The 12,146-nt window shown below is 41.1% G+C and carries 10 protein-coding genes and 2 pseudogenes; 5 read left to right on the top strand and 7 right to left on the bottom strand.

All coding sequences use genetic code 11. The annotated features are described in order from the left end of the window. Positions 1-76 precede the first annotated feature (76 nt). From pxpB to G8761_RS22205, 5 genes are read left to right on the top strand one after another with little or no spacing between them, the layout of a single operon-like run. Positions 77-790, top strand: coding sequence for a 5-oxoprolinase subunit PxpB (gene pxpB, locus G8761_RS22225; protein ID WP_166030145.1), 714 nt, complete (start codon positions 77-79; stop codon positions 788-790). Then, the gene (locus tag G8761_RS22220; RefSeq protein WP_166030144.1) at positions 790-1,791 is read left to right on the top strand and encodes a 5-oxoprolinase subunit C family protein; all 1,002 of its coding nucleotides are present in this window, start codon (positions 790-792) and stop codon (positions 1,789-1,791) included. The genes pxpB and G8761_RS22220 overlap by 1 nt, the downstream gene beginning before the upstream one ends. A 13-nt stretch (positions 1,792-1,804) precedes the next feature. After that, positions 1,805-2,575: a LamB/YcsF family protein gene (locus G8761_RS22215; protein WP_166030143.1), complete on the top strand. Its 771-nt coding sequence runs from the start codon at positions 1,805-1,807 to the stop codon at positions 2,573-2,575. Between the two features lie 59 nt (positions 2,576-2,634). Further along, positions 2,635-3,825, top strand: a complete 1,191-nt coding sequence (locus G8761_RS22210; RefSeq protein ID WP_166030142.1) for an NRAMP family divalent metal transporter — start codon at positions 2,635-2,637, stop codon at positions 3,823-3,825. 23 nt (positions 3,826-3,848) lie between these two features. Continuing rightward, positions 3,849-4,640, top strand: coding sequence for a putative hydro-lyase (locus G8761_RS22205; RefSeq protein WP_166030141.1), 792 nt, complete (start codon positions 3,849-3,851; stop codon positions 4,638-4,640). Between the two features lie 257 nt (positions 4,641-4,897). Here the strand turns inward: G8761_RS22205 and G8761_RS22200 are convergent, their stop codons facing one another. The 7 genes and pseudogenes from G8761_RS22200 to G8761_RS27950 form a co-directional block, all read right to left on the bottom strand. Next, positions 4,898-5,209 (bottom strand): 2Fe-2S iron-sulfur cluster-binding protein, encoded by a 312-nt coding sequence (locus G8761_RS22200; protein WP_166030140.1) that lies wholly within the window; start codon positions 5,207-5,209, stop codon positions 4,898-4,900. Further along, entirely contained in the window at positions 5,206-6,909 is a 1,704-nt protein-coding gene (locus tag G8761_RS22195; protein ID WP_166030139.1) for an FAD-binding protein, read from the bottom strand. The genes G8761_RS22200 and G8761_RS22195 overlap by 4 nt, the downstream gene beginning before the upstream one ends. 2,179 nt (positions 6,910-9,088) lie before the next feature. Beyond that, complete coding sequence (locus G8761_RS22190; protein ID WP_166030138.1) at positions 9,089-9,796, bottom strand: hypothetical protein; 708 nt, start codon at positions 9,794-9,796, stop codon at positions 9,089-9,091. 629 nt (positions 9,797-10,425) lie between these two features. Further along, entirely contained in the window at positions 10,426-10,725 is a 300-nt protein-coding gene (locus G8761_RS22185) for a YolD-like family protein (protein ID WP_166030137.1), read from the bottom strand. 472 nt (positions 10,726-11,197) lie between these two features. Beyond that, entirely contained in the window at positions 11,198-11,512 is a 315-nt protein-coding gene (locus G8761_RS22180) for a hypothetical protein (RefSeq protein ID WP_166030136.1), read from the bottom strand. Positions 11,513-11,741: 229 nt separating this feature from the next. Beyond that, a pseudogene (locus G8761_RS27410) lies at positions 11,742-11,966 on the bottom strand (putative protein N(5)-glutamine methyltransferase); the annotation flags it as partial. Positions 11,967-11,971: 5 nt separating this feature from the next. Further along, positions 11,972-12,135: pseudogene (locus tag G8761_RS27950) on the bottom strand (FAD-dependent monooxygenase); the annotation flags it as partial. Between the last annotated feature and the right edge of the window lie 11 nt (positions 12,136-12,146).

Genomic DNA, 12,146 nt, shown 5'->3' with positions numbered 1-12,146 from the left:
AAAATTTATTTCATAATTCAAAATATTAAAGTATAATTAAGAAAATAATTTTTGAAAGCAACAGGAAGTGAAAAAATTGAATTACAGCTTACAGCCATTAGGAGACCATGCGGTCATAATAGAACTTGGTGAAGATATAAATTTAGAGACTCAGCAAAATCTTAAATTGATTACCTCTTTTTTTGATAAAAATTTAGAGGACTGGATGGTCGAATACATACCAGCGTTCACTACTGTTTCTTTGTTTTATGATCCAGTAAAGGTGATGAATCAATCCAGCAAGATACACGCACTTCCATACGATATTGTCTGTACAAAATTAAGATCCTTATTGGGCAGAATTCATGCCGTTAACGAGGACAATCAACGACTTGTTGAAATTCCAGTTTGTTACGGAGGGAATCTTGGTCCGGATTTACAATTCGTTGCTGAACATAATGGCTTGACCCCTGAGGAAGTGATCCATATCCATTCAAGCGGCAATTATATTGTCTATATGATTGGTTTTGCACCAGGATTTCCGTATATCGGTGGAATGTCAGAAAAAATTGCAACCCCCAGAAGAGAAACCCCTCGATTAAAAATCCCTCCAAAAACGGTCGGCATCGCGGGCCAACAAACCGGGGTGTATCCAATCGAGACACCTGGCGGCTGGCAATTGATCGGCAGAACACCTGTCGAACTTTTCCTTCCTGATGAGGAACCCCCAACCCTCCTCAGGGCTGGAGACAAAATTAAATTTAAACCAATCAGCTATAAAGAATACTTGGAACTGGGAGGAGATAAATAATGTTAACGGTAGTTAAGCCGGGGCTCCTTACAAGTGTCCAGGATTTGGGAAGATACGGTTATCAAAAATACGGGGTCATCGCAAGTGGTGTGATGGACCAACTGTCCCATCGCATTTCTAATATATTGGTTGGCAACGAAGAGAACGAGCCTACTTTGGAGATTACATTATTGGGACCGGTTATTCACTTTGATAAAGATACCCTCATTTCCATTTGTGGCGGCGACTTGTCTCCTTCTATTAATGGCGATCCAGTAAGGATTTGGCGGACCATTTTTGTAAAAAAAGGTAGCAAGCTTTCCTTTGGGCCTGCAATAACAGGGAGCAGGGCCTATCTGGCTGTGGCAGGAGGATTTGTGGTTCCCAAGGTAATGGATAGCAAATCAACATATTTAAGAGCGGGTATTGGCGGATTCGAGGGGCGTGCCTTTAAGGCAGGGGACTCACTGCCATTTAACTTGCCAGGTGAGCTTTCAAAGGTCCTATTTGAATACATGGCACTTCAAGCCGGAGACAAGCCTTTCATCGAAATGGATTGGTCCGTTGCCTCCGATTTAATCCCACTTCACCAGAAGGATCCATCCATCCGGGTAATGAAGGGGAAACATTATCCTTTATTTTCACAGGAAAGCAAAGAAAAATTTTTTAGCCAAACGTTTGAAGTGACCCCCCAATCTGACCGGATGGGATACCGTTTAAAGGGTTCTTTTTTACAACTGGAGAATCCTGGAGAACTTATTTCCGAAGCGGTAAGCTTTGGTTCGATTCAAGTTCCGTCAGAGGGCAATCCAATTGTCCTCCTGGCTGATAGGCAAACAACCGGCGGCTATCCTAAAATTGGCCAAATATCATCGGTAGATTTACCGATTATTGCTCAGGCCAAGCCGGGAGACCATATTAGCTTTAGTGAAGTAACTCATGAAACAGCCCAGCAACTCTTTCTAAAGAGAGAGAAAAAAATAAAACAGCTTAAGAACGGGATTTTATTGAAATTCAGATAGGAGGATCATTCAAATGACATTTGTAGACATCAACTGCGACATGGGAGAAAGCTTTGGGGCGTACACACTGGGTAGGGATGCTGAAATCCTCGATTATGTGACTTCCGCCAATATTGCATGCGGGTTTCACGCCGGTGACCCGGCAACAATGAGGAAAACAGTGATATTGGCTTTAGAGAAAAATGTAGGGATTGGCGTCCATCCAGGGCTTCAGGATTTGATTGGCTTCGGTAGAAGAGAGATTAATCTTTCCCCTCAGGAAGCCTTCGACATTGTCTTATATCAAATTGGCGCCCTATATGCATTTGTTAAAGCGGAAGGCGGGAAAATTCAACATGTTAAGCCCCACGGTGCCCTATTCAACATGGCTGCAAAAAATGCCCAGCTCGCTGAAGCGATTGCTGAAGCAGTGTATAAAGTTGACCCTGAGCTAGTCTTTTTCGGCCTGGCGGGCAGTGAACTGGTGAAAGCGGGCAAAAAACTCGGCCTCCGTACTGCAAGTGAGGTCTTCTCCGACCGTACCTACCAGGAGGATGGTTCTTTAACCTCGAGGCGTGAAACAAATGCGCTTATCAAAGAACATGAAGTAGCCGTGAATCAGGTCATCCGGATGGTAAAGGAAGGCAAAGTCACTTCCCTTCAAGGAACAAATATCTCGATACAAGCGGACACAGTCTGCATCCATGGTGATGGCGAAAGCGCATTGAACTTCGCTAAATACATCACCAGTGCTTTAAAGGAATCCGGTATCACAGTTGCCCAAATAGGTAGCTTTATAAAATAAAACTAGCAGGATAATGTCCTTTATGGGCCAGACCCTGCCAAAATTTCAGGGGGTTTAATATGGAGAAAAAATCAACAGCAAGTGTACTACTGGGAGCCGCCTTCCTAATGGCTACCTCAGCAATTGGGCCAGGGTTTCTGACTCAGACCACAATATTTACGCAGTCCCTAATGGCAAGCTTTGGTTTCATTATCCTAATATCTATTATCATTGATATTGGGGCTCAGATGAATATCTGGAGGATTATCGCTGTTTCAGGGAAACGCGCCCAGGATATTGCAAATGATGTCCTGCCTGGGTTGGGGTATTTCCTTGCAGTTCTCATTGTTGCCGGGGGCCTGGCCTTTAACATCGGTAATATTGCAGGTGCCGGATTGGGTGTCAATGTATTATTTGGCTGGTCTGCTGAAATGGGCGCTTTGTTAAGCGGCATCGTCGCCATCGGAATCTTCCTTGTCCGTGAAGCCGGCAAAGCGATGGACCGATTTGCACAGGTCATGGGATTCGTAATGATTGCCCTGACAGTTTATGTGATGTTTACTGCCCACCCGCCTCTTGGGGAAGCAGTTGTAAAAACCTTTGTTCCTGATAAAATTGATTTCCTAGCAATCGTTACACTTGTCGGTGGAACAGTTGGAGGGTATATCACGTTCGCCGGCGGCCATCGCTTATTGGATGCTGGAATACAAGGAAAAGAATCACTACCTGAAGTAACCAAAAGTGCTGTCAGCGCCATCGGAATCGCCTCCATCATGAGGATTTTCCTGTTCCTTTCCGCCCTCGGCATTGTTGCGCAAGGATTAGCAATCGATCCAGCCAACCCACCAGCTTCCGTCTTTAAACTCGCTGCAGGCAATGTCGGCTACAAAATCTTCGGTGTCGTCATGTGGGCTGCCGCTGTTACCTCCGTTGTCGGTGCTGCCTACACCTCTGTTTCGTTTATACAGACTCTAAGTAAGACAGTCGATAAATATAATAAATGGACAATTGTTGCATTCATAGCCATTTCTACTTTAGTGTTCGTTTTGATCGGAAGGCCGGTAAAAATCCTTATATTGGTTGGATCTATAAATGGACTGATCCTGCCGATTGCCCTCGGAGTCATGTTAGTCGCTGCCTACAGAACAAAGATTGTAGGCGACTATAAGCACCCTCTCTGGATGACAATCTTTGGAGTCATTATCGTTATTGCCATGGCCTATATGGGAGGATACACATTAATCAACGGTATTCCACAGCTATTTAAGTAAATTAGAAACGGAGGATAAAACTTATGATCAGAACTGAAGCGATGACACCGAACGAAGTACGTGAAATGATCCGCCAAAACCAGTGGTTAAAACCTACTTCCGGTTTGGCCAATGGCTATATCCAGACGAACCTCGCTGTTATCCCGAAGGATTTGGCGTTTGAGTTTCTCTTATTCTGTCAGCGAAATCCTAAACCATGCCCAATCATTGATGTGACCACGCCAGGTGCAAGTGTGCCGGCCTTGTGTGCCCCTGATGCAGACTTAAGAACCGACATTCCTAAATACAGGGTCTACCGCAAAGGAGTTTTTACCCAGGAGTTAACAGACGTCTTAGAGCTTTGGGATGAATCCATGGTTGGATTCCTCATCGGCTGCAGTTTTACTTTCGAGGAAGCTCTATTGAAAAACGGTATCCCAATCAGGCACATCGAAGAAGAGCGAAATGTCCCAATGTACAAAACAAATATTCCTACGGTAAAAGCAGGAAGATTTGAAGGCCCAACCGTTGTGAGTATGCGCCCAATGACGGAAAAAGACGCCATTCGTGCCGTCCAGGTGACAAGCAGGTTCCCTTCCGTCCATGGGGCACCCCTACATATTGGGAATCCCGCGGCAATTGGGATTGAAGATATCAATCGTCCTGATTTTGGCGACAGCGTCACTATTAAAAACGGAGAAATCCCAGTTTTTTGGGCGTGTGGCGTAACCCCTCAGGCTGTTGCCATGCATGTGAAGCCAGAAATCATGATTACTCACGCGCCGGGACATATGTTTGTGACTGATTTGAAAAACGAACAATTCAGCGTCCTTTAATCATTGAAAAAACTCGTCTATTTTTGACGAGTTTTTATTTTGGAGTTAACACTTACAGACAATTAAATTACCATTACTAAACATTTTTAGTTTCCTACTCTTATACTGATCAATATTACTTTTTAGAAATGAAATGACGTGGTTTCGCAGCACCTTTTTAACTTATTCCCGGTCGTTTTTTTCATCCGCTATAAAGAAGAACTGCCGATTCCACACATCCTTCTTTCACAAACTCCCCTATAAGGAGCGTACCTTGGCTAATCCATTTCAACAGTTAAATCCTTCAGCCATGGCCTTCCTTTTAGAGGCATGACAGTCACATTGGCATTTTGTTTAGCCCGGATGCTGCACAGATAGCCAGCCTTACCGTCCACCAGGGCCATACATTCCTTGCAGGCATTTGCCGATTTGCAGGAATATCTTACTGAAAGCGAAGGGTCAACGTGCTCGCGAATCCAAAAAATGCTGTCTAGAAGACTGGAGCCTTCCGTGAATGGCACTTCATATTCTACCAGTTCGCTTCCTTGTTTGGCATCGCCTCTGACAATACTTAACTTGATTGTACTCACTGTGATTCCTCCTTGCTAACTGGAAGCTGTTCCATCTCCCATTTTTCGGCTTCAGTCAAAGTAAATCTTGAATGATAGGTTTCGGTTTGCTGTTCCGGAAAATCAAGCCGGACATGTGCCCCTCTTGATTCACGTCTTTCCAATGCTCCAAGAATGATAGCTTCCCCAACAAGTGTCATATGATAGGCTTCAAGCTTTTCCACCAAAGACAAAGCAAAGCTATCTTGTTTTGCCAATGCCGTCTTTCTACACACATCACGCAGGGACCGTACTTCCTTTAAGGCATTCTCAAGAGACTCTTTGGTTCTAAGCGGACCTGCTCCCTTCCATAATGCCTTCTGAATATTCCGTCTGATCGATAACATCGATTCTTCATCCTGGTTTGTATTCCTAGGGTGCCAGAAATCCTGCAGTTTCTCCCACTCATTTGTAAGTTCTTCTTCGACAACTGGATTAAAAATATGATTTTGATAAGCTGCTGCCGTTTCGCCTGCAATCCTGCCCGTTACTAGTGCCTCAGTAATAGCATTACCTGAAAGCCGGTTTGCGCCGTGCATCCCGAGGATCAGCTCTCCGCAGGCAAGCAGGCCTGGGACCGTTGTATTCATATCTTTATCAACCTTGACCCCGCCAAGCATGAAATGGGCCATCGGGGCTACCTCCACTAAATCCTTTGTGAGGTCCACCCCCTGGGATTTCAAAATATCTATAACAGGGCCGAAGCCTTCTTTCAGCTTTTCTGATGGCACCATCCGGAAATCGAGATAGGCTCCTCTGTGAGGCGTTCCTCTTCCTGCCTCCACTTCCTTAAAAATGGCGTAGCTTGTCATATCGCGTGTAGCGGTGTACTTTCCTGCTTGCTCCCCAGCATAGCGGTCCATAAATTCCTCGTGCTCTCCGTTCAACAAGCGACCGCCGAGTTTATAGCGAAAGGGATCCCACATTATCGGGTCAATTCCAACAAGTGAAGGGTATAGATGGGCTATCGGGAAAAACTGCACCATTTCCATGTCATATAACTCTGCCCCAGCCTCTGCAGCAATGCAGAATCCGTCACCTGTCATATTCGTAGATGCGCTGTTCCTTTCAAATGCCTCGGTCAACCCGCCAGTGGCTAAAATAACCTGGGAAGCACTGATACCGAACGGAACCATTTTCTCCATTGAAAATCCAACCGCCCCAACAATCTTTCCATTCTCCTTGACAAGGCGGGTGATCATGACATTTTTAAACCGGGTGATTTTGCTATCCTTCCAAATCGTTTTTCTCAATCCCTGTGAAGTGGCTCCCCCAGTATTCAAAATGTCGACATATACGCATCTTTGGCGTGAGTGGCCAGGAGACACAACTTGCGACCGCTTTCCGTCATCGGTCCTTGCCCAGTTCACTCCATACCCTTCAACCTCCAGGATGACCTCTGGCGCCCTGTCTACAATTGTGCGTACAATTCCAGGATCGGCAAGCCCCCTTGCTCCTTCCATTGTATCCTTGAAATGGATATCCGGATTGTCTCCCTCTGCTTCACCTAAAGCAACAGCAACCGTCATTTGGGCAAGAATTGTGGCTCCACCTCTTCCTACAAGGCTTTTATCTGCAATGATTACATTAGCCCCTTTATCTGCGGCCGCCTTTGCCGCCATCATTCCTGCTGCACCCGAACCAATTACCAGGACATCAGTGCTGTATAATTCATTAGCCATTTTTCCATCCTCCCCTTTGTACCTATATGTAAAAAAGACTTATCCTAACATTCATTTAGGGGATAAGTTATGTTTCTACTTATTTTATTTCATAATTCATAATTTTCCAATATAATCGAACAAAAAAATGAGGATGCAACTCCCCATTCAGCAGTATCATGACTCTACCTCGGGAATAAAAGAGATTCAACAACCACTTGGCCATTTGGATATATATACATAACATTTTTAAATATATATGTTTTTATTACATCCAACTTGGAAGAAGAGAAAAAGTTTCCCACCAGTTCATCTGATGAGAAGAGATCTTAATGTTGAAATCTAAAAAGAACAAAAGGCGCAAGCGCCTGGGTAGCCCCAATTGGCATAAGACGAATCACGTAGGAAATCCTGATTGTCAACAGCCCCATAATGGACAGATCCTTTTGGATACCCATTTAACGGAAATTGACTGAGCCACCAAGCGCCTCTTGTTGTTCCGTGCACAACACAACACAACTCGGGGTCCACTTTGAGCAAGAAGACGTGCAGTAGCATTACCGACCCACTGCCGCCCCCAGTTATTACTACTACACTTTCTTATCAGCAAAAACAAATCGCCATTTACAAGCTTCTAATTTTGTCGATTATTTCTCGGGAAATTGTTGAAATTTGAAAAATGAATTAGAATGACGGAACAAAAGGATTTCTGTTTTTTTTATTTGCCTTAAGCTTAAATAGTCTTTAACGCAAATTTACCACCTGATTATTTTAAACGAGACTTAAGAAAAGGAGTGAAATCCTTACTTTATTCAACCAATGATTAATAATGATTTTTTGATATTCTTATGAATTTTTAGCATTAGTCGTTAAATTTCGTGAACACGATCGAGTCGCGCAACCGTTGCTTTAAGCTAAGGCATATCGTTTGTTAGTTGGACATCGCTTCATTTGTGGGGGTGAGATCATTGGATTAACACCATTAAAATCACTTTTTAATTGTTTGGGAGGGTGAAATTGTCTTATGTATCGGTGTTACGCTAACTCTGTTATATTGTATCTTTCTAATCTTTCCTTTTGTTGATACATAAGGTATTTCTCTGTATCGCCTTGGGCCTTTTCCATATCGTGTAACACTTCTAGAGGTTTCAATGTCGGATTGAATAAAGAGAGGCAATCGCCATCTTTAATAATTCATATTCGTTTCTCTCTAGTTTTTGACCATGCTTTTGAACAATGGATACTGCATCCTCACTTCCTTGGTACAGGATGCTCTTTCATTCGGGTGTATGTACAGTCGCATTTCGGACTTCCTTTCTATTACAGATGAAGATTCTATGGATCACTTTGCATGTTATATCGCCCAGCGATACGAAATACAAAAAAACTTGAGCTGCAACTTTAAGCTAAGACATATCTTTGTTAGTTGGACATTCATATTAGGTGTTACTGGTGCTTCATTGGTTAACACCATTAATATCTCATTTAATATTCATATGAATCTGGGTGTCGCTAAATCTGTTTCATTTAATCGTTCTTATCTTCCTTCTGTAATACACAAGGTCTTTAGCTGTATCGCCTTGGGGCCTGTCCGTATCGCGTAACGCTATAAGTGCTTCGTTGTCGGATGGAATACAGATAGGCCAAGCTATATTTTAAAAAATCAATTCGTTTCTCTCTTGGGTTTCACAACAGTGAGTGCTGCATCCTGACTTCCTTTGAAGGAATGTTCGGTCATACGTATGTATACCGTGTTTAAATCGGACTGTGCTTTTCTATTAAGTTAATGCATCGAATTTATTACAAATTATATCGCCTACTGATACACAATACAAAAAAGCCGATCAATCCTCATGCAACTCTATCAGTGACTGACTCTTGTTTTTTAATGCAGGTTCGCAGCTGAATAAATTCTATTTTTGCTTTTAAGGTTGTGTATTTTGTTTAGGTGTATATCGCTTAAAAACCTACCGAAATTTAATTGAGCCTTCGTTTAGCTTCGGCAGATCGCCAATACATTGGTATCGCCGAGTTCTTACAAGATCAAGTACCAAATCCTGTTAAGTTGAAAAACTCTTTCTTAGTTCTATGTTTCAAATATGCTAATCAAATATTGCAAAATGATTTATTAAGTTGAGTGAAACGAGATCCAATACTTTTAACCATCATTATATTTTTAGCAAAAAACCTTAACAGCAACTTATTTCCGGAATATGGAGATAAGCCCTCCCCATTTTACTTTGCGTTTTTGTACCGCTTCTTCTAAGCGTTTATTAAAATCATTTTGTGAACCCCATTCTTTTTTCTGTTCGTCCCGCATATTTTGTATTTCTTTTTGCAAGAGCTCACTTCTTTGTTTTTCTTGCTGAAGCAATGTTTCGTAATGGGCATTTTGTTGTTCAGTTAATTTTTCAATTTTAGCATTTGTTCTTTGTGCTGAATTTCCAATACTTGAACTTATAACATGGTGGTCTTGCTGGAGTTGGGAAACCTTTGTTTTAAGCTGTGACATATCGTTTGTCAGTTGGACATTCATTTCACGTGTTGCTGCAAGTTCATTGACTAAAAACATTAAGACCTCTTTTAATTGATTGGGGTCGTGTGGTAAATTTTCATATGTATCGTTTATCGCTATCTCTGTTTCATTGGATACTTCTAATCTTTCTTTTTGTTGTTCTACAAGTTCTTTAGCCGTATCGTCTAGGGGCTTGTCCGTATCGCGTAACGCTATAAGCGCTTTAATGTCAGATTGAACAAAGATACGTCGGTCGCCATCTTTCAAAAATCCATATCCATTCCGCTCTAAAATTTGGCCATATTTTCGAACTGTGGGAGTTGCAATTCCCACTTCTTCAGCCACCTCCTTGGAAGAGAAAGCTCGTTCATTTGGTTGTATATCGTTTCGCATATCGCACCTCCGCTTATTCAATATGAAGGTTTTTAAATTAATTTGCAAGCGTCATATCGCCCATAACTATCCTATGCGGCGAATGCCGGTATGGTATATCCCTAATCTATCCTTATCGTTGGGGCAGGCATCTTACCCCGCGCCTTATTATAAATCATACTCACACCTCTCTTTGATTGAAGTGGTATAATGAGAAATACGTTAAAAAAGTTACATCAGAGCAACGTTTGTTAGGTTTTGTTTTACTACAATAAGTATAAATGAAATTAAATTAAGGTGAGGACAAACATGAGGACAAAAACCAATTATGCCCATCCCATAGATGGGATGGGCTATAATAATTTATTTAACCAATAGTCTTATTGGCAAAAGATTTATTTCAATGTATCGTTCAATAAAAATATCGTCTTTAAAAACTCTTACCTGTCAATGAATCTTAAATAATGGTTTCTCATTTAAGCTGACACTCAGCAACGCCCGTAAACAGTGCATCCTTCTTTATTCTTTACCATATCTGAGATTTATTCCGCTTTAAAAATCTATTAGTGCTGTCCGTGATGAAAAGATGTTCCAGGTCGGTTTAAAGTCTTGTAACCATTCACTCTTAAAAAAATCTTCCTTTTCATAAGTTAGCTCTTTAAGTACCTCTTGGCTGCAAACATTAACAAATTGCTATTTGTATATGAAACACCGATTTGATTCATTTTACCAAACAGAGAAATTAGTAAATTCCGAAGTGAACTATTTTTACCTTTTTTGTATATTCCATCGCTTATAGGATTTTTTTCTATTTCCTCCGATTGGTAATCATCCGATATAGGTTTACTTACTTTTAAATCCTCAATTCTTGCCTCTCTTAACATCTTAAATTGTTCCGGCATAAAATAAGCAGGCTTCCACTTTATTTTACCTCGGTGTCTTATCACCATGCGTTCAACCTCCTTTTACCTGTATACCTGAAAAGACTCAAGCTGCTCTTTTTTTCGACAAGAGGGAGATGCGTTACCTTATTTCCATGTCAAAGTTAACCCAATAAGTCATCAATAATTAAAAATTTAATAACATAAAATACATATTCTATTAATAATTTTACTTTAAAATAAATTTTAGTGGGGGTAGCATGAGTGGCTATCACTGTATTTGGCGTAGGAGGAGCCAAATACTTGCGCAAAAAACATTTGATTTTATTAAGAGCCTACTGCCCTGCAACATTAAAATTTTCTAGGGCATAAAGAGTTTAACTTAGATAAGTGCATAAAACCACAACTCTTAAAACATACTTCTTTTTCCCGTTGGTCTTAAACCAACGTGCCCCGGTAGTCCAATAAGGATAACAAAAAAAGAATCTCCTTATTAGGAAGACGCCTTTTAAAAAACGTGATTCACTTTAACACACCACAATTACACCAAACGTTCATCCAGAGATAAAATTCTATGCTGTAAGAAATTATTTGAATCTAAAACCCCTATGATAATCTGATTATCTTCTGTTAAGGTAATATATCTAAAATATTCTTTTCCATAAATGGTTAGTTCAGTTTTCATTTTTTTCTCTAACTTTGCAAAGTCATCTTCTGTGTACTCAAGGGGGAGTATATCATTTAGTCCTTCCTCTGGGCTTCCGAGCCACTTAAAAAGAAAATCTTTGAGTGACATTTGTTCAATCATAGATAACCTTTCCTTAAATATTAATTGTTCTACAGTTACTTTTTTCAACGTCATCACTCCTCAATAATACAGTCTATACTTTGAGGTTAATGACAACAACGCTATTACCATGACATTCTATTTACATTTGAGTTACTTGGTGACTTTGTGACTTATTTATTTTTGAAAGGTAATGAAAGTGAGAATTCCCCAAACTTTTGTTTGCCGGATTATTGAAAAAAATATTTTCATCTTCAGCACCCGTTAGAACTTGTTTTGTAGCTTCTCTTTCCCAGAATGAATTTGTTCCAATTACAACTGTTGCATCCAATTCTTCATTTTTGGCTATTTTGGTAATTAGTCCAGCACTAGCAAAGATTTCAAAGGTTTTAGCCGCCTGAATTCTGCTGGTCTCTACCAATATATCCCCTCCAGGAGCAAGCCAGTGAGGTGCCTCTTCCGCTACCTGACACTGAAGGTCTAGTCCATCCTTTCCTACGTCCAGTGCCACTATTTGTTCATTCTTAATCAATAATCTTTCAGTTCAATCCCGCTGGCAGCTTTCGCTATGATTTTCGAAATCATCTTAAACTGTACGACCATAAGGGGGGTACACCTAATATTAAAGTGCATAGATAGATTTTGAAATTTGATTTTTTAATCATGCTTCCGGCAGCCATAAGGCCTATTTTTTAAGGACCCT

The organism is Neobacillus terrae (genome assembly GCF_011393025.1).
In the GTDB taxonomy this organism is placed as follows: domain Bacteria; phylum Bacillota; class Bacilli; order Bacillales; family Cytobacillaceae; genus Neobacillus_A; species Neobacillus_A terrae.
The sequence above is the reverse complement of the archived record's forward strand: the minus strand, read 5'-3'. Positions and strand labels throughout refer to the sequence as shown.

Bases quoted from the DNA above. Each gene is read 5' to 3' on its own strand.
- G8761_RS22220 (WP_166030144.1), top strand. From the start codon at position 790: ATGTTAACGGTAGTTAAGCCGGGGCTCCTTACAAGTGTCCAGGATTTG.
- G8761_RS22215 (WP_166030143.1), top strand. From the start codon at position 1,805: ATGACATTTGTAGACATCAACTGCGACATGGGAGAAAGCTTTGGGGCG.
- G8761_RS22210 (WP_166030142.1), top strand. From the start codon at position 2,635: ATGGAGAAAAAATCAACAGCAAGTGTACTACTGGGAGCCGCCTTCCTA.
- G8761_RS22205 (WP_166030141.1), top strand. From the start codon at position 3,849: ATGATCAGAACTGAAGCGATGACACCGAACGAAGTACGTGAAATGATC.
- G8761_RS22195 (WP_166030139.1), bottom strand. From the start codon at position 6,909: ATGGCTAATGAATTATACAGCACTGATGTCCTGGTAATTGGTTCGGGT.
- G8761_RS22190 (WP_166030138.1), bottom strand. From the start codon at position 9,796: ATGCGAAACGATATACAACCAAATGAACGAGCTTTCTCTTCCAAGGAG.
- G8761_RS22185 (WP_166030137.1), bottom strand. From the start codon at position 10,725: ATGGTGATAAGACACCGAGGTAAAATAAAGTGGAAGCCTGCTTATTTT.